The 22,147-nt window shown below is 63.5% G+C and carries 21 protein-coding genes; 12 read left to right on the top strand and 9 right to left on the bottom strand.

All coding sequences use genetic code 11. From position 1 onward, the window contains the following. Positions 1-102 precede the first annotated feature (102 nt). Positions 103-432 (bottom strand): hypothetical protein, encoded by a 330-nt coding sequence (locus tag Q0O40_RS02500; RefSeq protein ID WP_295525757.1) that lies wholly within the window; start codon positions 430-432, stop codon positions 103-105. Positions 433-775: 343 nt separating this feature from the next. Here Q0O40_RS02500 and Q0O40_RS02495 point away from each other — a divergent pair, with 343 nt between their 5' ends. The 4 genes from Q0O40_RS02495 (at position 776) to Q0O40_RS02480 (ending at position 8,114) form a co-directional block, all read left to right on the top strand. Then, a complete protein-coding gene (locus Q0O40_RS02495) occupies positions 776-3,097 on the top strand; it encodes an exo 1,3/1,4-beta-D-glucan glucohydrolase (RefSeq protein WP_295525755.1) in 2,322 nt (773 codons plus the stop codon). A 140-nt stretch (positions 3,098-3,237) separates the two neighbouring features. Continuing rightward, a complete protein-coding gene (locus tag Q0O40_RS02490) occupies positions 3,238-4,569 on the top strand; it encodes a LamG-like jellyroll fold domain-containing protein (protein ID WP_295525752.1) in 1,332 nt (443 codons plus the stop codon). A gap of 12 nt (positions 4,570-4,581) precedes the next feature. Then, positions 4,582-6,774 (top strand): glycoside hydrolase family 2 TIM barrel-domain containing protein, encoded by a 2,193-nt coding sequence (locus tag Q0O40_RS02485; RefSeq protein ID WP_295525751.1) that lies wholly within the window; start codon positions 4,582-4,584, stop codon positions 6,772-6,774. A 68-nt stretch (positions 6,775-6,842) separates the two neighbouring features. Then, a complete protein-coding gene (locus Q0O40_RS02480; protein ID WP_295525762.1) occupies positions 6,843-8,114 on the top strand; it encodes a sugar MFS transporter in 1,272 nt (423 codons plus the stop codon). Positions 8,115-8,158: 44 nt separating this feature from the next. Here the strand turns inward: Q0O40_RS02480 and Q0O40_RS02475 are convergent, their stop codons facing one another. Next, positions 8,159-9,820, bottom strand: a complete 1,662-nt coding sequence (locus tag Q0O40_RS02475; RefSeq protein WP_295525749.1) for a formate--tetrahydrofolate ligase — start codon at positions 9,818-9,820, stop codon at positions 8,159-8,161. A gap of 53 nt (positions 9,821-9,873) precedes the next feature. After that, positions 9,874-10,821 carry a 2-oxoglutarate and iron-dependent oxygenase domain-containing protein gene (locus tag Q0O40_RS02470; RefSeq protein WP_295525747.1) on the bottom strand — a complete coding sequence of 316 codons (948 nt, stop codon included), beginning with the start codon at positions 10,819-10,821 and terminating at the stop codon, positions 9,874-9,876. 59 nt (positions 10,822-10,880) lie between these two features. Here Q0O40_RS02470 and Q0O40_RS02465 point away from each other — a divergent pair, with 59 nt between their 5' ends. Genes Q0O40_RS02465 through Q0O40_RS02455 form a run of 3 tightly spaced genes read left to right on the top strand, consistent with a single transcriptional unit; the run spans position 10,881 to position 12,113 of the window. Beyond that, entirely contained in the window at positions 10,881-11,315 is a 435-nt protein-coding gene (locus Q0O40_RS02465; RefSeq protein ID WP_295525744.1) for an EVE domain-containing protein, read from the top strand. A gap of 43 nt (positions 11,316-11,358) precedes the next feature. Continuing rightward, positions 11,359-11,541: a CsbD family protein gene (locus Q0O40_RS02460; protein WP_295525742.1), complete on the top strand. Its 183-nt coding sequence runs from the start codon at positions 11,359-11,361 to the stop codon at positions 11,539-11,541. Positions 11,542-11,597: 56 nt separating this feature from the next. After that, a complete protein-coding gene (locus Q0O40_RS02455; protein WP_295525740.1) occupies positions 11,598-12,113 on the top strand; it encodes a hypothetical protein in 516 nt (171 codons plus the stop codon). Positions 12,114-12,140: 27 nt separating this feature from the next. Here Q0O40_RS02455 and Q0O40_RS02450 read toward each other — a convergent pair whose 3' ends face one another. Next, a complete protein-coding gene (locus tag Q0O40_RS02450; RefSeq protein WP_295525738.1) occupies positions 12,141-13,469 on the bottom strand; it encodes an MFS transporter in 1,329 nt (442 codons plus the stop codon). Positions 13,470-13,584: 115 nt separating this feature from the next. Between Q0O40_RS02450 and pgsA the strand changes: the two genes are divergently transcribed. Then, positions 13,585-14,178 (top strand): CDP-diacylglycerol--glycerol-3-phosphate 3-phosphatidyltransferase, encoded by a 594-nt coding sequence (gene pgsA / locus Q0O40_RS02445; RefSeq protein WP_295525736.1) that lies wholly within the window; start codon positions 13,585-13,587, stop codon positions 14,176-14,178. 11 nt (positions 14,179-14,189) lie between these two features. Here pgsA and Q0O40_RS02440 read toward each other — a convergent pair whose 3' ends face one another. The 5 genes from Q0O40_RS02440 to rnd are packed head-to-tail and all read right to left on the bottom strand — an operon-like array spanning position 14,190 to position 17,355. Further along, entirely contained in the window at positions 14,190-14,522 is a 333-nt protein-coding gene (locus tag Q0O40_RS02440; RefSeq protein WP_295525759.1) for a multidrug efflux SMR transporter, read from the bottom strand. A 2-nt stretch (positions 14,523-14,524) separates the two neighbouring features. Next, complete coding sequence (locus tag Q0O40_RS02435; protein WP_295525734.1) at positions 14,525-14,821, bottom strand: type II toxin-antitoxin system RelE/ParE family toxin; 297 nt, start codon at positions 14,819-14,821, stop codon at positions 14,525-14,527. Further along, positions 14,818-15,075: a type II toxin-antitoxin system ParD family antitoxin gene (locus Q0O40_RS02430; RefSeq protein ID WP_295525730.1), complete on the bottom strand. Its 258-nt coding sequence runs from the start codon at positions 15,073-15,075 to the stop codon at positions 14,818-14,820. Before Q0O40_RS02430 ends, Q0O40_RS02435 begins: the two co-directional genes overlap by 4 nt. A gap of 55 nt (positions 15,076-15,130) precedes the next feature. After that, positions 15,131-16,027: a hydrogen peroxide-inducible genes activator gene (locus Q0O40_RS02425; protein WP_295525728.1), complete on the bottom strand. Its 897-nt coding sequence runs from the start codon at positions 16,025-16,027 to the stop codon at positions 15,131-15,133. Then, entirely contained in the window at positions 16,024-17,355 is a 1,332-nt protein-coding gene (rnd, locus tag Q0O40_RS02420; protein ID WP_295525725.1) for a ribonuclease D, read from the bottom strand. The genes Q0O40_RS02425 and rnd overlap by 4 nt, the downstream gene beginning before the upstream one ends. Positions 17,356-17,534: 179 nt before the next feature. Here rnd and aspS point away from each other — a divergent pair, with 179 nt between their 5' ends. The 4 genes from aspS (at position 17,535) to mltG (ending at position 22,134) form a co-directional block, all read left to right on the top strand. After that, the gene (gene aspS, locus Q0O40_RS02415; protein ID WP_295525722.1) at positions 17,535-19,316 is read left to right on the top strand and encodes an aspartate--tRNA ligase; all 1,782 of its coding nucleotides are present in this window, start codon (positions 17,535-17,537) and stop codon (positions 19,314-19,316) included. A gap of 110 nt (positions 19,317-19,426) precedes the next feature. Beyond that, positions 19,427-19,663, top strand: coding sequence for an acyl carrier protein (locus Q0O40_RS02410; RefSeq protein WP_295525720.1), 237 nt, complete (start codon positions 19,427-19,429; stop codon positions 19,661-19,663). A 195-nt stretch (positions 19,664-19,858) separates the two neighbouring features. Further along, positions 19,859-21,118, top strand: a complete 1,260-nt coding sequence (gene fabF, locus Q0O40_RS02405; RefSeq protein ID WP_295525718.1) for a beta-ketoacyl-ACP synthase II — start codon at positions 19,859-19,861, stop codon at positions 21,116-21,118. A gap of 26 nt (positions 21,119-21,144) precedes the next feature. After that, positions 21,145-22,134 (top strand): endolytic transglycosylase MltG, encoded by a 990-nt coding sequence (gene mltG / locus Q0O40_RS02400; RefSeq protein WP_295525716.1) that lies wholly within the window; start codon positions 21,145-21,147, stop codon positions 22,132-22,134. Positions 22,135-22,147: the final 13 nt, after the last annotated feature.

Raw genomic sequence — 22,147 nt, 5'->3', positions numbered from 1 at the left:
AAACAACGTGAAAGGATCAAGCGACAAACCATCGAGCATCGGCGCTTGCAACACCGCAAGCTCGCCGCCTAAAACCCAACCCCAGACGAGGCCCGCACTCCGCTAATTTACGCCGCGAGTTGTGCCAAATGTTCTGACGACGGACAGCGATTCGGTGATGTTCTGATCGGGGAACTTGCCGATATCTTCAGGCGTGATCGATTCGAGGATCAGGTTGGAGGCCTTTTTGGCGTTCAGCGCGGTGGCAAGCGATTGCCGAAAACCGGTGACGACAATCGCCTGCTCTTCGGCTTCAGCAGCAGCGGCTTGCGGCGATGAGGCTGCTTGAGGTGCGGCCGCGTCTTGCGCGCGGGCGATCGAGGCCGTGCCAAGGGCCAGCGCGGATGCCGCGATGCTCAGCGCGATTCGGGTGTGATGGCGATCGGAAATCATGTCTGCTTCTCCCTTAGACCAGCGGCGGTTGCTCCGCCTTATGCAACATGCAGAGCGCCTCGCTCGGTGCATGACAACGTTGACAAGATAGGGCTTGCCTGTCAACGTTGTCAAACAATAAATCGATCAATAACGGGAGCGGCCTTTGACCGTCAGTTTTTGCAGGGCTTCGGGTTTCGCCGGATCCCTTGTTGCCATCATAGCGTTTGTTAGCAGCGTCTCTGCGCAGGCGCCGCAGCAACCCGAGGCAGCGACCGTCCATCCGCAGCAGTGGCCGCGCGCACAATGGCCGGTGCGTTCAAGCCGGGCGGACGAGGCGAAAATCCACCGTTTGCTCGCCGCCATGACGATCGAACAGAAGGTCGGCCAGATCATCCAGGCCGATATCGCCAGCATCGCGCCGGGCGATGTCCGCCGCTACCACCTTGGCTCGGTGTTGAACGGCGGGAACTCCGCACCTGGCGGTGATGAATTTGCATCGCCCGACAAATGGCTGGCGCTTGCCGATGCGCTTTATCTCGAGTCGGTCGACCTGCGGGACGGCAATGCCGGCATCCCGATCATCTGGGGCACCGATGCCGTGCACGGCCATAGCAACATTGTGGGGGCGACGCTGTTTCCCCACAATATCGGGCTGGGCGCGGCGCATGATCCGGCGCTGATCGAGCGCATCGGCCGCGCGACGGCCCTCGAAGTGCGCGCGACCGGTCTGGACTGGACATTTGCGCCAACCATCACCGTGCCGCAGGACTATCGCTGGGGCCGCGCCTATGAAGGGTATTCTTCAGACCCTGCGCTGGTGACCGCCTATGCTCAGCGGATGATCGCGGGGCTGCAGGGGATCAGCGGCAAGACCCGCATTCTATCCGGGCCGCATGTGCTGGCCAGCACCAAGCATTTTATTGCCGATGGCGCGACCGACGAGGGCGCCGATCAGGGCAATGCCAGCATTGATGAAACCACGCTGCGCAAAGTGCACGGCGCACCATATTTGGCCGCCATCGATGCGGGCGTGGCCACGATCATGGCCAGCTTTTCCAGCTGGCAGGGCACCAAGATCGCCGGCAACAAGGGGCTGCTGACCGATGTGCTCAAGCGCCGCATGGGTTTTGGCGGGTTCGTCGTCACAGACTGGAACGCGCATGGGCAGATCAAAGGCTGCACCAATGACAGTTGCCCTGCAGCGATCAACGCCGGGGTCGACATGTATATGGCGCCTGATAGCTGGAAGCCGCTTTATCACAGCCTCGTTGCGCAAGTCCGCAGCGGGATCGTTCCGCTTGCCCGGCTCGATGATGCGGTTGCGCGGATCTTGCGCGCCAAGCTGCGACTCGGGTTGTTCGAGGCGGGCACGCCGTCTTCGCGGCCCTTTTCCGGGCGCTTCGATCTGCTCGGCAGCGCCGCGCATAGGGAGATCGCCCGCGAGGCCGTGCGCAAATCGCTGGTACTGCTCAAGGCAAACGGGGGCGTCTTGCCGATCAGGCCCGGTGCCAAAGTGCTCGTTGCGGGCGACGGTGCCGATGACATCGGCCGGCAATCCGGCGGCTGGACGATCACCTGGCAGGGCACCGGCGTCGCCAACAAGGATTTCCCCGGCGGCACTTCGATCTGGCGCGGGCTGGAGGCGGCGGTGCGGGCCACTGGCGGGCAGGCCGAACTCGCGCCCGATGGCCAATTCAATCAGCGCCCCGATGTCGCGATTGTCGTCTTCGGCGAAATGCCTTATGCCGAACTTCAGGGCGATTTGAAGACGTTGCAGCTTCGTTTAGAGCTGCGGGCGCCTTATGCGACGATGCAGCGGCTCAAGGCGCAAGGCATCCCGGTCGTCGCGGTGATGATTACCGGGCGGCCGCTGTTCGTGAACCCTGAGCTTAATCTGGCCGATGCCTTTGTCGTCGCCTGGCTACCCGGATCCGAAGGCCAGGGCGTTGCTGATATGCTCGTGCAGGGCGGCACTCGGCCTCGCTACGACTTTTCGGGCACGCTTCCGACAGCGTGGCCGGCGACCGCGCGGCATGAAGGCCCGGCCTTGTTCAAGCGCGGCTTTGGCCGGACCATGGCGCAGCCCGGCGCGGGCTGGCAGCGGCTGAACGAAGACCCGGGCGTGGTCGAGGGAGACAAGCCGGGCGTGTTCCTCGATAAGGGCGCGCCAACGCCCTCGTGGTCGCTGGTGGTGAGCGACGGCGGCGCGGATGCGACGCGGGTCACCATGCTGCCGGCGATCGTGCTGGGTGGTCGCGGGCAGGTGGCGGCAACCGACCATCTGGTTCAGGAAGGCGCGCGCCAGTTTACCTTTACCGGCGATGGGCGCGAGACTGTCGAACTCGTCACCCAAGCCCCGATCGACATATCGCGCGAAACCAACGGCGATGTGATGCTGCTGGTGACGGCGCGGATCGATGCCGCTCCGGCAACTGGGTTCACTATCGCGGTCGGCTGCGGGCCAAGCTGCAGCGGCGCGGTGGCGGTGCCTCAATTCGCCGCGAACGCCATCGGCCAGTGGCAGACCATCGGCGTTCCGCTCAAATGCTTTGCGCAGGCCGGGGCGGACATGACGCGGCTGGCCGCCCCGTTCCAGCTTTCCACGGCCGGGGCGGCGCGCTTCAGCCTGGCGCGGGTAGCGCTGGGAACGGTTGCAGATCAGGTCGCTGAGTGCCCGCATTAGCGTCAGGCCAGCGGAGCCCGCAGCAATGCTGGGCTCCATGGATCATGACTTTTTACACGCGCAGATAACGGCACATTTTTCTGATAAGGTTATCAGGGTTTCGCAAAGCACCATTCAGGGTGCTGTCAGGGGATGACAGGATGATCGGATCGCGGTTTGCTTGGCTGGTTCTTGCCGCGCTGCTTGCGCCGACCGCTTCGGCGCAGACGCCGCTGGTCAATGGCGGCCCTTACAACGCCCGCTTTCTCGAAGGCGGGATTGGGATCGACCGGGCCTTGCCCGCTGGCGCGCCGCTTCTCGCAGCCGGCGCGGCCTTCAGCTATAGCACATGGCTCCGCCCGGCCGCGCGGCAGCCGGGTTTTGTCCCGCTGATCGCGGTCGGCGAGCCGACACCTGCCGGTTGCCGCTGTCTGGGTCTCGATGATGGCCGTCTTGCCTTTGCGATGGGTGAGACCCTCGTCCGCGCGGGCCAAGGCACCATCGCCGAAGGGCGCTGGACCCATGTCGCGGCGGTCAGCGACGGCGCATCGCTGCGTCTTTATGTCGATGGCCGCGAAGTGGCGCATCGCCGCCTCGCCGCGATTGCCGCAGCCCCGCTGATTGCCATCGCCCCGGCGCGCACCACCTTGCCCCGCCTTCAGCACTTTGGCGGCGCGATGGTCGGCGCGCTTGTGGCCCCTGTCCTGCTGACACCGGCCAGCATCGCGGCCGCAGCAAAGCGCCCGCCTGATTTCGATCTTGTCCAGATGCTTGACGTCGGCGTGGGCTGGGTCTGGCAGAAGCAGGCGAACATCGGCCTGTTTGCGCAGCAGGATGCATGGACGCTGCCTCAGGGCAAGGGCGGCTTTTCATCCCCGGTGGCCACGCCGCCGCCAGCGGTGCCCCTGCTCGATACGCTCGCCCCGGGGCGCTGGCGGCTCAATGGCTGGCGGCTGATCGAGGCACCGCGCGTCACGGCAACGGGTGCCGAGCTTTCAAGCCCCGGCGCCGATGTCATGCGCTGGTATCCGGCCACGGTCCCGGGCACGGTGCTGACCACGCTGATCGATCGCGGCGTATATCCCGATCCCTATTATGGCCTCAATAACCTCGCCATCCCGGAGAAGCTCGCGCGACAGGACTATTGGTACCGCGCCAGCTTCACCATTCCCGCGCAGGCGAGCGGCAAACGGCTGCGGTTGCAGTTCGGCGGGATCAACTATGCCGCCCAGATCTGGATCAATGGGCATCAGGCTGGCACGACGTCCGGCGCGTTCACGCGCGGGACGTTTGCGTTCGAGGCGGTACCGGGCGAGAATGTCGTTGCGGTGCGGGTTAGCCCGCCGCCGCACCCCGGCATTCCGCATGAACAATCGATTGCGGGCGGGGTCGGCGAAAATGGCGGCCAACTGGCGATCGACGGGCCGACCTTTGTGGCGAGCGAGGGCTGGGACTGGATTCCCGGCATCCGTGATCGCAACACCGGGCTGTAGCAACCGGTCGAGTTGCACGCGACCGGCGCGGTGCGGCTGCTCGATCCGCGCGTTGTCACCGATCTGCCGCTGCCGCGCACCGATAGCGCCGACATCCATATCGATGTGCCGCTGAGGAATGATGGCCCGGCATCGCAGCGCGTGACGGTCACCGCCGCCTTTGACGATGTGCGCGTCAGCCGCACGCTCGATCTGCCGCCCGGCGAGAGCATGGTCCGCTTCTCCCCCGCCGCCGATCCGGCGCTGCGCATTGCAGAGCCTAGGCTTTGGTGGCCCAATGGTTATGGTGAGCCAGCGCTGCATGATCTGACCCTGACAGTCGGCACTGAGGGCGCGGAATCAGATCGCAAGACGCTGCGCTTCGGCATCCGCGAGGTGAGCTACGAGCTGTCGCTGTTCGATGCGGCCGGAAAGCTGCGCCGGGTCGAGGTCCATCCGACCGACGGCATGCTGCGCGGCGAGCGGCTGGTCGATGTCCGCCATGTCGCCATCAAGCAGACCCCCGAGGGCTGGGTGGAAAGCCTCACTCCCGCCGGCGAAACATCGCCTGCGGTCCGCGATATCCCGGCGAGTTATGCGCTTCCACACCTCGCGCTGCGGGTGAACGGTGTGCGGATCGCCGCGCGCGGCGGCAGCTGGGGCATGGACGATGCGCTGAAGCGCGTCAGCCGCGATCGGCTCGCCCCCTATTTCCGCCTCGAGCGCGAGGCACATATGAACATCATCCGCAACTGGATGGGCAACAACAGCGAGCCCGAATTCTATGATCTGGCCGATGAGAACGGCATGATGATCCTCAACGATTTCTGGCAATCGACGCAGGATTTTCAGGTCGAGCCTCAGGATCCGGCGCTGTTTCTCGCCAATATGCGCGACACGGTGAAGCGCTATCGCAACCATCCCTCGATCGTCGTGTGGTTCGGCCGCAACGAAGGCGTGCCCTATCCCCTGCTCAACGAGGGCATGGACAACGTGATTGCCCAGCTTGATGGCACGCGCTGGTTCACCGGCAGCTCGAACACGGTCAACCTGCAAGGGTCCGGGCCTTACAATTATCGCCCGCCCGAAGGGTACTTCACCGATCTTGCCTCAGGCTTTTCGGTCGAAACCGGCTCTCCGTCGCTTTCGACGCTCGGCGCGATCAAGGCATCGGTGCCCGCGCCCGATCGCTGGCCGCTGTCGGATACGCTCGCCTATCACGATTGGCACTTTTCGGGGAACGGCGACAGCAAGACCTTCATGGCCGCGCTCGCCGCCATGTTCGGCCCGGCGACCAGCCTCGAAGATTTCGAGCGCAAGGCGCAGATGATGAATCTGGAGACGCACAAGGCGATCTACGAAGGGTTTCTCGGCCATCTCTGGACCAAGAACAGCGGACGCTTGCTGTGGATGACGCATCCGTCATGGCCGTCCAATTCATGGCAGCTCTATAGCTCGGACTATGACACGTCAGCGGCTTACTACGGGGCAAAAATGGCTGCTGAACCGCTGCACATCCAGCTCAATCTGCCCGGCAACGAACTGGTGGTGGTCAACACCAGCCAGGCTGACGCCCGTGCGCTGCGCGCCGAGGTGAAAGTCACCGACCTTGCCGGTCGTCCGTTGTTCACTTGCAGCGAGACGATCGACGCACTGGCCAATCGAACCACGGTGCGCGCAGCCGTGCCGCTGACGAAGCTGTTTGAGACCGAACCGATGGTGCTGGTCTCGCTCCGGCTGTTCGATGCGCAAGGCGCCCGCGTATCGGGCAATGTTTACTGGCGCGGGCGTGATCCGGCGGCCTATCGCGCGCTGAGCACGATGCAGGCGGCGGCGCTCGGGGTCAGCATCGCCCCGGTTGAGACGCAAGGCACCGAGCAGGTGCGCATCGTGACACTCGCCAACACCGGGGCTGTACCTGCGCTCAACGCCAAGCTCACGCTGCTCGGTGAGCATGGCGCACGGATATTGCCGTCTTACTACAGCGAAAACTATGTCGCGCTCATGCCGGGAGAAGAGCGGCGGATCGAGATCCGGTCTGCGCTGGCGGGGCCGCACCCCCGCCAGCTCGAGCTGAGCGGCTGGAATGTAGCGCCGGGCCTGATCGAATTGTCCGATCCCGCGCAAAGCTCCGCAAACAATGACGCGGGGCCTCTCCGCAAGGCCGATCCCCCCGCGCCACCGGCTGGAAGCATCCACAAATCGGCGACGCTGCAAGAGCACTAGCGCCAAGAAATCAGACAATCTTAACGGAGGAAGAACCCGTGGTCCTTGCGCCAGATTTTGCCGCCAACGTGCGCGATCCCAATGACAGCGAGCCCACAGGTGGCGCAGAATTTCGACCGGAACTGCAATATGCTGTCCTCGCCTTGTTCTTTATCTTCGGCGGGATCACCAGCCTTAACGATGTGATCATTCCCAAGCTCAAGGAGCTGTTCACGCTCAATTTCACGCAGGCGATGCTTGTCCAGTTCTGCTTTTTCACGGCCTATCTGGTCATCGGGATACCCGGCGCGCAGCTGGTCAAGAAGATCGGCTATATGCGAGGGGCGGTCGCGGGGCTGCTGATCATGACGGTGGGCTGCCTGCTGTTCATTCCGGCCTCGCAATATGCCACGTACAGCCTGTTTCTGCTGGCGCTGTTTGTGCTCGCGAGTGGTGTGGTGATTGTCCAAGTCGTGGCAAACCCGCTGATCAGCCTGCTTGGTCCGGCAAGGACGGTTCACAGCCGGTTGACCTTTGCCCAAGGGTTCAACAGTCTGGGCACGACAATCTTCCCCGGGGTCGGCGCTACGCTGATCCTGGGAAGCCTCGCCGCGGTTTCCGCCGCTTCGCTGACCGGCAGCGCGCTCGACGCCTATCGCACCGCCGAGACGCAAGTGATCGTCAATGCCTATCTCGCGCTGGCGGCGGCGCTTGCGGCGGTTGCAGCGGTCGTCTGGCTATTTCGCAACGCGCTGCAAGCTGCGCCGATTGAGCAGAGCTCGCCGATCGCCGGCTTTGCGCTGCTGCGTCGGCCCCGGTTCGGCTACGGCGCGCTTTGCATCTTCCTCTATGTCGGGGCGGAGGTATCGATTGGCTCGTTGATCGTCAGCTATCTGAGGCAACCGAGCGTCATGGGCCTGTCGGAATTGTCGGCCGGCAACATGATCAGTTTTTACTGGGGGGGCGCGATGATCGGACGCTTTGTCGGATCCTTTGTTCTGCGGCTGATGAGCCCGGGCAAAATCCTCGCAGCGGTCGCCGTCGGCGCGGTCGCGCTGATCCTGATCTCGGCCAATAGTGCTGGCGCGCTGGCGGGTTACAGCCTGCTGGCAATCGGGCTGATGAATTCGATCATGTTTCCGACGATTTTCGGGCTGGCCTGCGAGAAGCTGGGTCCGCGGGCGGCTGACGGATCAGGCATGATCAATATCGCCATCTTCGGCGGCGCGGTCGTTCCGGTGCTGACCGGCTTCCTCGCCGACCAGTCGGGCAGTTTGGCGCTGGCCCTGATGATCCCGGCACTATGCTATGCCGCTATCGCGGCGTTCGGGATCTATGCACGGCGACCCGCTGCGGCGTGATCGCCGACAGCCGCCGTGCAGGGTATTCCCGGCTGCGCGGGACTTTATGACAGCCCTTCGACTTCGCCGTCTGCGCCCAGCCGGATATGTTCGGCTGCGGCGATCCGGGGCAGACCGGGCATGGTCGCGATTTCGCCGCAGATCGCGACCACGAATCCGGCGCCTGCCGCCAGGCGCACCTCGCGCACGCTCAGCACATGGCCGGTCGGCGCGCCCAATCGCTTGGGATCAGTCGAGAAGCTGTACTGCGTCTTGGCGATGCACACTGGCAGATGGCCGTGCCCGGCATCCTCCCAGCGCTTCAATTGCGCCAGCACATGCGGCTCGGCGATGGCCTCCACCGCGCGGTAAATCCGCGTTGCCACCGTGTTGATCTTGTCGAACAGCGGCAGCGCATCGTCATAAAGCGGCGCGAACTGCGATTGGCCGCGTTCGCACAGCAAGGCCACGGCATCGGCAAGCTCCGATGCGCCCGCGCCGCCCTTGGCCCAGTGATGGCACAGGATCGCGGGGGTCGCGTGCGCTGCGGCGGCTTCCTGCACCACCGCGATTTCGGCGGCGGTGTCGGTCACGAAGTGATTGATCGCCACGATTGCAGGCAGCCCGAACTGGCGGATATTCTCGATATGCCGCACCAGATTGGCAGAGCCCCGGCGCACTGCTGCGACATCTTCGGGGCCCAGATTGTCTTTGGCCACGCCGCCATTCATCTTGAGCGCACGCACCGTGGCCACGATCACCACGACATCGGGCTTGAGGCCGCTGGAGCGGCATTTGATGTCGCAGAATTTTTCTGCGCCGAGATCCGCGCCAAACCCGGCCTCGGTAACGACATAATCCCCCAGCGACAGCGCAGTGCGCGTGGCGATCACCGAATTGCAGCCATGCGCGATATTGGCAAACGGGCCGCCGTGGATCAGCGCCGGATTGCCCTCCAGCGTCTGCACCAGATTGGGCTTGATCGCCTCTTTCATCAGCACCGCCATTGCGCCGTCGGCCTTCAGATCGCGCGCGGTGATCGGCTGGCGCTCGCGGGTATAGCCGATGACAATGCGCCCGAGCCGCGCCTCCAGATCATGCAGGTCGCTCGCCAGACAGAGGATCGCCATGACTTCGGAAGCGACGGTGATATCGAAGCCCGATTCGCGCGGATAGCCATTGGCCACGCCGCCGGTCGACTGTACGATATTGCGCAGTGCGCGGTCGTTCACATCGAGCACCCGCCGCCAGACCACGCGGCGCACATCGATGGCGAGCGCATTGCCCCAGTGGATATGATTGTCGATCATCGCCGCGAGCAGATTGTGCGCCGCGGTCACCGCATGAAAATCGCCGGTGAAATGAAGGTTGATGTCCTCCATCGGCACCACTTGCGAACGCCCACCGCCGGTTGCCCCGCCTTTGACCCCGAAACAGGGGCCTAGCGACGGCTCGCGCAGCGCAAGGACTGCCTTGCGCCCGGTCAGGTTCAGCGCGTCGGCGAGGCCGATCGAGGTTGTCGTCTTGCCCTCGCCCGCCGGGGTGGGGTTGATCGCGGTGACCAGAACAAGCTTGCCGGCCGGTGCCTCTGGCAAGGCTTCGACCGCGAGCTTAGCCTTGTGCCGCCCGTAAAACTCAACTGCATCGGGCGGAATGCCCGCTGCTGCGGCAACATCGGCGATGGGGCGTAAGGTTACGCTGCGGGCGATTTCGAGATCGATTGGCATGAAGCGGAGGATAGCATCACGCGCCTTCATCGCAAGGGCTCACGGCGGTGTGACTAACGCTTCAGCCCGATCTCGCGCAGCCGCTCCTGCAGGTAATCGTCCGCCAGGATCGGGAAGGGATAGCGGTCGGGGTTCTCCTGGCTGATGCAGCCGGGCAGCGTTTCGATCAGGAAATCGCTGCGCAAATGCAGGAAAAACGGCATCGAATAGCGGCTTAAGCCCGCGCGTGCGTCTTCGGGGTTGCGCACGCGGTGGGTGGTGCTGGGGAGCACATGGTTGGTCAGGCGTTGCAACATGTCGCCGATATTGACCACCAGCGCGCCTTCTGGCGGCAAGGCGGGGAGCCACTGGCCGTCCTTGGTCATAAGTTCCAGCCCCGCTTCCTCGGCTCCGAGCAGGAGGGTGATGAGGTTGATGTCCTCATGCGCTCCGGCCCGAATCGCGCCGCCTGCGGTTTCGGCCACGTCATTCGGCACCGGCGGATAATGCAGCAGCCGCAGCACCGAATTGCCATCGGCGATGGCAGGATCAAACCATTCCGCCTCAAGCCCCAGCCACACTGCGATGCGCGAGAGGATCGCCGCGCCGACCCGGTCAAGTTCGGCATAGAGCGCTGCAAAAGTCTGGCGGAAATGCGCCGGGTGGGCGGGCCAGACATTGGGCGGCATCGAGGCGGCGAGGGGATGCCCGGCAGGCAGATCGCGCCCGACATGCCAGAATTCCTTGAGATCATGCGCCGCCGCGCCTTTGGCGATTTCGGTGCCGAACGGGGTATAGCCGCGCGCGCCGCCCCCGCCGGCGATATGGCAGGCACGCTTTTGTGCCTCGGGCTGCGCGAACAGCGCTTCGGTCAGCGCCCATGCCCGCTCGATCAGCGCGGGATCGAGCCCATGGCCAGTCACCAGCGCAAAGCCGAACTGCGCGAAGCTTGCGCCCAGATCGCGGGCGAGATCCGCAGGTTCACTGGTCAGCGAGAGCAGCGGGAGCGTCTCAAGGTTCATGCTGTTCGGCCTGCCAAATTGCGGTAATGCCCCGCCATATCTCAATTCAAAGGACCTGCATGACCAAATTTGCGCTGAGCGAGCAGCTCTGGCTGATGAAATCGGAGCCGGATGTTTATGGCTGGGATGATCTGGTGGCCGAGGGCGAGGGCACGTGGGACGGGGTGCGCAATCATCTGGCCGCGCGCAATCTGCGCACGATGCAAGTGGGCGACCTTGCGTTTTTCTATCATTCGAACATTGGCAAGGAGATCGTCGGCATTGCCCAGATCAGCGCGGGCGGGCTTACCGATCCCACCGATCCCGAAGGCAAATGGGCCGCGGTAAAGGTGAAGCCGCTCGCCAAGCTGGCCGCGCCGGTCACGCTCGCCACGATCAAGGCAACCGAAGCGCTGGCGGCGATGGACCTGCTGCGCCTCTCGCGCCTGTCCGTGTCTGCCGTGCGGCCAGACGAGTGGGCGCTGATTTTGGAGATGGCGGGGGGAACCATCTGATTTCTGGTTCGTTTTCATTTGGTCACAACCAAGGAGACGAACAATGGGTGAATTCACAGATCGCGCCAAGGGCGCAGCAGATCAGGCTATCGGCAACATTAAGCAGGCCGTGGGCGAGATGACCGGCGACGGCAGCCTGCAGGCAAAAGGCAAAGTGCAGGAGCTCAAGGGCAAGGCCGAAGAAGCTGAAGGCAAGATCAAGGGCGCGATCAAAGACGCGCTTTGAGCGTCTGGCCTGAACCAACCTGAGGCAAGTCTGAGGTGCACTCCCCAACCTCGCTCATGCCGAAGGCGCCGCTCCAAATCAAAGAAGGCCGCCGCTCATCCGGCGGCCTTTTTCGTGGCTGTTCCTGCCCTCATCGCGACCCTCATCGCAACACTGTGCCGTTGTGGAACTGGCCTGCGAAACCGGCCTCGGCGGCCTCCCGCGATGGTCAACAAATCGTTACTGTTGCCCACATGGATACTAGAATCGCGTTCGGTCGAAAGAATATTGGCCATCCATTCCGCCTAGGCCTTGCGCCGCAGGTGCTCCTGCCTGGCATGGGCGGGCAAGCGCCCGCTTTGATCGGCGCGTTGGCTGCTGCCGAGCCGCGCTGCCACCCCTTTCGTGCCGCACTGCCCGAGGCCGTGCTGCGCGTTATGCCGGAATACGAACCCGAAGTGGCGCTGGCGATGGAACGCGCGAAATTGCGCTCCAAGCCGCTCGATCCGCGCATGATCACGCTGCAGGATATGAAGGACTTCCTGCTGGCCTATTGCGCCTGCTTCCTCGCGGTGCTTGCCTTCATATCCTGAGGTCGGCGCACCTCGCCGAGAACCGTGTTACTCAAATGCGTGCTCGATCTCGCCCGCGTGCGCCTGCTCCGCCTTGTAGAGCAACCAGCCCAGCCATGCCGCGATGATGCACATTGCGGCGCCCAGCAGCAACTGATCGGCCAGATCGACACCGACCGCGCTGAGGCCGATGGCAATAACCGAACCGACCACCATCGCGCCTGCATTGACGATGTTGTTCGCCGCGATCGTGCGCGCGGTTTCCGATTTGTCGACCACGGTTGTGAGAAAGGCGTAAAGCGGCACCACAAACATGCCGCCCGCAATTGCAATGCCCAGCAGGCTGAGCAGCAGCGGCGCGGCGAGCGGCTGCAGGATGAACTGCGATACGCTCAGCAGCGCTTCGCCCGGCGCGTGCGGCCACATGCGGCAGACCAGATGGAACGCGACGACGAATACGCCCATGACCAGCACTGCCGCCGGGCCAAAGCGCGCCGAGACTTTGCCCCCCAGCATGCGGTTGATCGAGACCGAGCCGATCGAAACCCCGATCGAGAACACCACGAGGAACAGGCTGGCGACTTCCTTGCTGGCGCTCAGCACATTCTTGGCAAGCGGAGGAAACTGGATGAACAGCACCGCCCCGATCGTCCAGAAAAAGCTGATCGCCGCAATCGCTAGGATCACGCGCGGATGCCGCGTGGTCATGCGCACCAGCGTGATCGACGAGCGCACGATATTCCAGTCGAGCGGCTGCGGCTCCATCAATGGCGGGGCGGCGGGCACATATTGCGCGGTCAGGAAGCCGACCAGCGCAGTTACGATCACGACCACGGCCGCGACCTCGATCGGGATCCATCCGGCCAGAATGGTGCCCGCCAGAATCGATATATAGGTGCCTGCCTCGACCAGTCCGGTGCCCGCCAAGACTTCGTTGGGCTCAAGATGCTGGGGCAGGATCGCGTACTTGATCGGCCCGAAAAACGTGGAATGAACGCCCATGGCCAGCAGCGCGGCCAGCATCACGGGAATGGCCAGCGTGTGCACCATGATCCCCTGAAAGGCGAGGGTCAGGCCCACCCCGCCGATCAGCATGATCACAATTTCGGCGGCTTTGACGATGCGGATGATCCGCGCCTTGTCGCGCATGTCGGCCAATTGGCCCGATAGCGCCGAGAGCAGGAAGAACGGCAGGATGAACAGCGCCGAGGCGATCGCGGAAAAGCGCGCTTCGGCCGCCTCGGAGTTATAGACCGAGTAGACCACGAACAGGATCATCGCGTTCTTGTAAAAATTGTCGTTGAAAGCGCCGAGGAGCTGAGTGGCGAACAGCGGCAGAAAGCGGCGGCTCCGGATCAGATGCGTCGTGGTGGTCATTTACGTTCTTGCAAGCGTCCCGGTTTGTGCCCAGACCCTTAGCCGGATGGGCGCTGCGGGCAAGGGGGCAACTGGTGGTTTCACCCATGATGCGGGCGGGATATGGCGAAGTCTTATGCTGAACTTGCCTAATATTCTTACCCTATCGCGGATTGTCACGGTGCCGGTGCTGGCGGCGCTGTTGTGGTGGCCCGATTGGCCGGCGGGCTACCTCGCTGGCTTTGCGGTTTATTGCCTGATGGGGGTCACGGATTATTTCGATGGCTACCTCGCCCGCGCGCATAGCACGGTGAGCAAACTAGGCATCTTTCTCGATCCGATTGCCGACAAGATCATGGTCGCGGCGGTGATTCTCGTGCTGACCGCGCAAGGCGTGCTGACCGGCCCTTATGTCGGGCGGCTGCATGTCATCGCCGGGTTGATCATTCTGGTGCGCGAGATCGCGGTGTCGGGCCTGCGCGAATTTCTCGGCAGCTTGCAGGTCTCGGTTCCGGTGTCGAAGCTCGCCAAATGGAAAACCGGCCTGCAGATGGTCGCGCTCGGCGCGCTGATCTTGGGCCGCGCAACGCCCGGCTGGACGGCGATGGCGTTCGGCCTCGAAATCAACGTACCGCACACCGTAGGCCTGACCACGTTGTGGGCCGCCGCCGCGCTGACGTTGATCACGGGGTGGGATTACTTGCGCGTCGGGCTGAAGCACATGGATTGAGCGAGGTTAGCTCAGCCAGCCCCTGCTTTTGAAAACAGGTTCAGCACCAGCACCCCGGCCATGATCAGCCCGATGCCCGCCAGCGAAGCTCCGTCCAGCCGCTGACCATGCAGCAGCCATGCAATCGCGGTGATCAGCACGATGCCCACGCCGGACCAGATCGCATAGGTGATCCCGGTGGGCATCCGCTCGAGCGTGAGCGAGAGGAAATAGAACGCAATGCTGTAGCCGATCACGGTGACGAGCATAGGCATGGGCCGGGTGAACCCCGCTGATTGCTTGAGCGCGGTGGTGGCAATGACTTCGGCCACAATGGCGATGGCGAGCGCAAGATAGGGGGGGATGGTCATTGGTCGAATAGCCGGGTTTCGTAGTCGGTTGCGGCGTGCAAGACATGAATCACGTAGACTGTTTCGTCCTCGATTTGAAAAAAGATCAGGTAGTTACCGTGCAGCGCCTTCCTGATTCCGCTTTGATCTTCTTTGCGGACGAGCGGGAACCGCTTTGGAAACACAGCAATACGTTCACAAGTCTCGCGTAATTGCCTGACAAAGTCCAACGCCTGGTTTGCGCTGTCACGGGCAATGTACTCAGCAATGGCGTCAAGATCGGCCCCTGCTTCGGCGGCGATTTCGACCCTCACTGCGCCCGTTCGGCCATCGCGCGGTATTTTTGCTCAAGGCGGTCGAACACCTCCTCGGCCGGTTTCGTTCGGCCCGCGTCCACATCCGCAAGGCCGCGGGCAATCGCCGCATTGAACGCTGCAAGCCGCGCCTCCCGGTCCTGAATGAGGCGCACGCCTTCGCGCAGCACTTCGCTTTTGGAGTTATAGCGGCCGGTTGCGACCAAGTTGGTCACGAATTCCTCCAGTTTTGATCCAAGATCAGCACTGATCATATGCACCTCCAAGCGCGGGACGAATGGAGTAGCATACCAATCTTATCAACAATTATCAACCTGCGCGAAGCTCCTGCGCCAGCAGGCGGAACTCCTCACTGCGCGGCGAATTCTTGCGCCAGACCAGCGCGATCTGGCGGACGGCGTGATCGGATTCGAGCGGGCGCGCCACGATCTGCGTGCCGTTCAGAATGCCCGCGTCAATCGCCATCTGCGGCAGCATGGTGAGGCCAAGGCCATTGTCGACCATTTGTACCAGCGTGTGCAGCGAGGTGCCGATCATCGCGGTGCTGGCGCGCAGCGCGGGGCGGTCACACGCCGCAAGTGCGTGATCCTTCAGGCAGTGCCCGTCTTCGAGCAGCAGCAGCCGGTTCTCGTCGATGAGCGCCGGGGCAATCGTGGCAGGCGGATCGCGCGGATCATCCTTGGGAAAGGCGATGAGCAACCGGTCATCGAACAGTGGTTCCATCTCGACCTCGCCAGTGGCGAAGGGCAGCGCCAGCAGCACGCAATCGGCCCGGCCATGATTGAGCGATTCGATCGCGGCCGTGCTCGGCTCTTCGCGCAGGAACAGCCGCAGTTGCGGGCGCTCGGCGCGCAGCCGGGGCAGGATGCGCGGCAGCAGAAACGGCGCGATGGTGGGGATCACGCTCATCCGCAATTCGCCGGAAAGCGGCGCGCCGTGTGCCTGCACCAGCGCGGACAGTTCTTCCCCCTCGCGCAGCAGCCGGTGCGCCTTGGCCACCACCTGATTGCCCAGCGCGGTAAACCGCACCACCCGGCGCGTGCGCTCCACCAGCGAAACGCCGAGCAGCGATTCCAGTTCGCGCAGCCCAGCCGAAAGCGTGGACTGCGAAACGAAGCAGGCATCGGCGGCGCGCCCAAAATGGCCGTGTTCGTGCAGCGCGACGAGATACTGCAACTGCTTGAGCGTGGGCAGGTAGATGCTCATGCGGCGGGCTCGTCGTCCCTCCGGTCACCGTCCCCGTGCGCGCCCGCGTCATCCTCATCGTTCCAGTCGCGTCCGTCGCCGTCCTCGCTATCCTGATTGAGCAGGATCGCTTCTTCGGCGATGTCGGTACCATCCGCCGGATCGTCGCCGCCGGAGCCGATATCATCGACATGGGCCATCTTCAGCCGCCCTTTGACCACCGCGAAAGCGACCTTGCCCTCGACCAGTTCCAGCGCGTCCCGTCCGAACTGCTCAAACCGCCAGCCTTCGAGAATGGCCAGATTCTTGCGCTGTCCCGCGGCCAGTGCTTCCAGATCGTCGCTGCGCGCTAGCAGCCGCGAGGCCACATCGATCTCGCGGCTGCGGATCTTGAGCAGCAGCTTGAGCAGATCGGCGACGAGCGCGCCTTCCTTGCCCAGCGGCGCGCCGCGCGGCGCGCGCGGCGGCATTTCCGCCTCGGTCATCGGCTTGGCTTCGGCGAGCGTCTGCATCAGGCGGCGGCCGATCTCGTTTTCGCGCCAGCCCGATGAAAGCCCGCGCACTTTGGCCAGATCCGCCTGATCCTTGGGCGGGTGGCTGGCGATATCGGCCAGCGTTTCATCGCGCATGATCCGCCCGCGCGGGATGTTCTTGTCCATCGCCTCGGCCTCGCGCCATGCCGCCAGCGCCTTCAGCCGGCCCAGCACGGCGGGATTGCGGCTCGGCGCCCGGATGCGCTGCCACACCGTCTGCGGGTTCGAACGATAGTTTTCCGGATCAGCCAGCTTTTCCATCTCGACATCGAGCCAGCCCCCGCGCCCGGTCTTGATCAGCCGTTTCAGCATGCGCGGAAAAATCTTGGCCAGATGCGTCACATCGCCGATCGCGTATTCGATCTGCCGCTCGGTCAGCGGGCGGCGGCTCCAATCGGTGAAGCGCGCGCCTTTGTCGACCGGGATGCCCAGCCAGCTCTCCACCAAATTGGAATAGCCGATCTGCTCGGACTGGCTGATGGCCATCATCGCGATCTGGGTGTCGAAAATCGGGTGCGGGGTCTTGCCCGAGAGATTGAAGACGATTTCCACATCCTGCCCGCCGGCGTGAAACACCTTGAGCACGTCTTCGTTATTGACCAGCAGATCGAGCAAGGGGGCCAGATCGATTCCCGGCGCCAGCGGATCGATTGCGGCGGCCTCGCTGCTATCGGCAATCTGGACGAGGCAAAGCTCGGGCCAGAAGGTGTTTTCGCGCATGAACTCGGTATCGACCGTGATGAAATCGGCCTTGGCCAGCCGCCCGCACAATTCGGTGAGCGCCTCGGTCGTCGTGATCAGCGGGTGTATCTTCATCGTTCTTTTCTGCGTGAGCCGCTAACCCGGCGCTAATGCCTTGCTAATGCAATGCAGCGGCGCCTTTGCATGGCCTTAGGGTGATCCCGTCCGGGGTCTTCGGCTTGACAAACACGCGGCCATCGCCTCTTGGCCGCTCCCATTCACTGCCCGATTGCAGATCGATTGGAAAGACCCCGATGCATCCTTATCGCACCCACACCTGCGGCGCGCTGGCGCTAGAGAACGTCGGGCAGCAGGTGCGGCTTTCCGGCTGGATTCACCGCAAGCGCGATCATGGCGGCGTGCTGTTTGTCGACCTGCGCGATCACTACGGCCTCACCCAGATTGTTGCCGATAGCGATAGCCCCGCCTTGGCCGTGCTCGAAGCCGCGCGGATCGAAAGCGTAGTCACGATCGATGGCGAGGTGAAGGCGCGCTCGGCGGGCACGGTCAACGCCAACCTTTCGACCGGTGCCATCGAGGTCTATGCCCGCGCGGCCACGGTGCTGTCTGCCGCAGAAGAACTGCCCATGCCGGTCGCGGGCGAACAGGAATATCCCGAAGATATCCGTTTGCGCTTCCGCTTCCTAGATCTGCGCCGCGAGACGCTGCATGCCAATATCGTGCGCCGCACCAAGGTGATCGCCGACATGCGCCGCCGCATGGAAACCGCTGGATTCACGGAGTATTCGACCCCGATTCTGACCGCAAGTTCGCCCGAAGGCGCGCGCGATTTCCTCGTGCCCAGCCGCATCCATGCTGGCAAGTTCTATGCGCTGCCGCAGGCCCCGCAGCAGTACAAGCAGCTGCTGATGGTCGCAGGCTTCGACCGTTATTTCCAGATCGCGCCGTGCTTTCGCGATGAAGACCCGCGCGCCGACCGCCTGCCAGGCGAGTTTTACCAGCTCGATCTCGAAATGAGCTTCGTCACGCAAGAAGAAGTGTGGGAGACGATGGAGCCGGTGATCGGCGGGGTGTTCGAAGCCTTTGCCGATGGCAAGGCGGTGACGCCGACGGGCACCTTTCCGCGAATCGCATATGAGGATGCGATCCTCAAATACGGCTCGGACAAGCCCGACTTGCGCAATCCGCTGATCATTACCGATGTCTCGGCGCATTTTACCGCGTCGGGCTTTGGCCTGTTTGAAAAGATCGTCGGCGGGGGCGGCGTGGTCCGGGCAATACCTGCGCCCTCAACGGCGGACAAGAGCCGCAAGTTCTTCGACGAAATGAACGAATGGGCGCGCAGCGAAGGGCACGCCGGGCTTGGCTATGTGACCCGCAAGCAAGGCGAATTCGGCGGCCCCATCGCCAAGAACCATGGGACCGAGGGCATGGAAGCGCTGTATGTGCAGCTCGGCCTTGGCCCCGATGATGGCCTGTTCTTTGCGGCGGGCAAGGCGGCGCAGGCCGCCAAGCTGGCAGGCCTTGCGCGCACCCGCGTGGCCGATCAACTCGGCCTGATCGAGCAGGATTGCTTCAAGCTGTGCTGGATCGTCGATTTCCCGTTCTACGAATGGGATGAGGATAACAAGAAGGTCGAATTCGCGCACAACCCGTTCTCGATGCCGCAAGGCGGAATGGCCGCGCTTGAAGGCAGCGATCCGCTGAGCATCAAGGCGTTTCAGTATGATCTGGTATGCAACGGCTTCGAGATTGCCTCGGGCTCGATCCGCAACCAATCGCCGGAACTGATGGTCAAGGCATTCGAACTCGTCGGCCTCAGCAAGGCCGATGTCGAAGAGCGTTTCGGCGGGCTTTACCGCGCCTTTCAGTATGGCGCGCCGCCGCATGGCGGGATGGCGGCTGGTGTCGACCGGATTGTCATGCTGGTCTGCGGCGCGCAGAATTTGCGGGAGATCACGCTGTTCCCGATGAATCAACGCGCCGAGGATTTGCTGATGGGGGCGCCGTCTCCGGCAGGGCCAAAGCAGCTGCGCGAACTGCACGTGCGCGTGGTCGAACCAAGGAAGGGCTGACTTGGCTTGTGGGCCGTGCCGCAGGCACCCCTTGCCAGCCCGCAATCGGGTCATTAGGGCGATAGCTTGACCGTAAGATCCAACTGTTTTTGAGTTAAAGGGGCTAACCAATGAGCGATACTGCCGACCGCGTTAAAAAGATCGTTGTTGAGCATCTCGGCGTCGAGACCGACAAGGTCACCGAAGACGCGAGCTTTATCGATGATCTGGGTGCCGACTCGCTCGATATCGTCGAGCTGGTGATGGCATTCGAAGAGGAATTCGGTGTTGAGATCCCCGACGATGCGGCAGAAAAGATTGCCACCGTCTCGGATGCGATCAAGTACATCGACGAGAACAAGGGCTGAGCACCGCGCTTTTCCTCTCCCCGACAGCCTCGGTCGCGCGCCGTCCGACCGGGCTTAAGGGCGAGGGACCGGCCGGAAGCTCCTTTCCGCGCCGGACAGGTCAGGGACTTCGACAGGCTCAGCCCTTCCGGGTTTGAGCCTGTTGTGTTTGAAAGGCCGCGCGCCAGCGGGCCTGCGGACGTTTCGGAGAAATGCATGCGCCGTATCGTTGTAACCGGACTTGGCCTCGTCACCCCGCTTGGGGCCGACGTGGAAACCGTTTGGCAAAACCTCATCGCCGGGGTGTCGGGCGCGGGGCCGATCACCCGGTTTGACGCGAGCGATCAGAAATGCCGCATCGCCTGCGAGGTGAAGCCTGCCGATCATCCCTACGGCTTTGATCCGAACAAGCGTGTCGATTATAAAGTGCAGCGCCAAGTCGATCCGTTCATCATTTATGGCATCGATGCGGCGGGGCAGGCGATCGAAGACGCCGGCCTCACCGAAATGACCGAGGCGATGCGCTTTCGCGCCGGTTGCTCGATTGGCTCGGGCATCGGCGGGTTGCCGGGGATCGCCAGCGAGTCGCTGGTGCTCGATGAAAAAGGCCCGGGCCGGGTCTCGCCGCACTTCGTGCATGGCCGCCTGATCAATCTGATCTCGGGTCAGGTCTCTATCAAATATGGCCTGATGGGCCCCAATCATGCTGTGGTCACCGCCTGCTCGACCGGCGCGCATTCGATCGGCGATGCGGCGCGGATGATCCGTGATGATGATGCCGATATCATGCTGGCAGGCGGCGCCGAAGGCACCATCTGCCCGCTCGGCATCGCCGGTTTCGCGCAGGCACGCGCGCTCTCGACCGGTTTCAACGATACCCCCGAGAAGGCCAGTCGCCCCTACGACGTGGCCCGCGATGGCTTTGTCATGGGCGAAGGCGCGGGCGTGGTGGTGCTGGAGGAATACGAGCACGCCAAAGCACGCGGCGCGAAGATCTACGCCGAGATCGTGGGTTATGGCCTGTCGGGCGATGCTTACCATGTCACCGCGCCGCATCCTGAAGGCTCGGGCGCATTCCGCTCAATGGAGATGGCGCTGCGCAAAGCGGGGATGACCCCGGCGGATATCGACTATGTCAACGCCCACGGCACCTCCACGCCAATGGGCGACGAGCTTGAGCTTGGCGCGGTGCGCCGCCTGTTTGGCGATGACATCGGCGGGGTTTCGATGTCGTCGACAAAGTCGGCGACCGGGCACTTGCTCGGCGGCGCGGGCGCGGTCGAGGCGATCTTCTGCATTCTGGCGATCCGCGATCAGATCGTGCCGCCGACGCTCAATCTCGATAATCCGAGCGAGGGCTGCGCCGGGGTCGATCTGGTGCCGCTCGTAGCCAAAAAGCGGGAGGTTCGCGCCGCGCTCAACAACTCGTTCGGCTTTGGCGGCACCAACGCCAGCATCGTGATCAAGGCGATTTGAGCCGGAATAGCAGAGGGCGGCGGTCCATGGCGCAGGCAGGTTCGCGAAAATGGGGGCGGATCATCGCGCTGGCGCTGGTGCTGGCCGGATCGCTCTATATCGCGCAGTTCGTTTATGGCTGGTACGGGCCGGGGCCGTTGGCCAAGCAGACAACCTTTGTCGTGCCCAGCGGATCGACGCTGGCGAGCATTGCCGGCAAGCTGGAGGCCGAGGGGCTGGTCACTTCGGCTGCGGCCTTCAGATCGCGCGCGCGGCTGCTCGGCGGCGACGGCGGGATCAAGGCGGGCGAGTTCACCGTCCCCGCGCAAGCCAGCGGCGCACAATTGCTTGGCATCCTGCAAGGGAGCGAGGGTTTCAAGCGCCGCCTTTTCACCGTCCCGGAGGGTATGCCATCGATCCTCGTGGCTGAGCGCCTCGCGGCGCAAACCGCCTTGACCGGCACTGCGCCGGTTCCGCCCGAAGGCTCGGTCTTGCCCGAAAGCTATGACATCGGGCTGGGCGAAAGCCGGGCGGCCGTGATCGGCCGGATGCAGCGCGCGATGAGCAGCACACTTGCCGAATTGTGGGCCAAACGCTCGGCCGATACGGTGGCGCGCACGCCAAGAGAAGCCGTGATCCTCGCCTCGATCGTCGAGAAAGAGACAGGCAAGCCATCCGAACGCAAGATGGTGGCCGGGCTCTATTCCAATCGCCTGCGCCGCGCGATGCTGCTGCAGGCTGATCCCACCATCATCTATCCGATCACGCGCGGCAAGCCGCTCGGCCGCCGCATTCGCCAATCGGAGATCCAGGCAGTCAACGATTACAACACTTATACCATGGTCGGTCTGCCCAAGGCGCCGATCACCAATCCGGGCCGGGCCTCGATCGAAGCGGTGCTGCACCCGGCGCGCACCGATGCGCTGTTCATGGTTGCCGATGGCGCCGGCGGGCATATCTTCGCCGCCACGCTGCCCGAGCACAACGCCAATGTCGCCAAGTGGTTCGCGCTGCGCCGTGCGCGCGGCGAAATCTAGAGCGGGCGTGCAT

Origin of the sequence: Novosphingobium sp. Chol11 (assembly GCF_945870625.1) — a bacterium.
Lineage (GTDB): Bacteria > Pseudomonadota > Alphaproteobacteria > Sphingomonadales > Sphingomonadaceae > Novosphingobium.
Note: the sequence above shows the minus strand (reverse complement) of the source record. Positions and strands in the feature narration are given on the sequence as shown.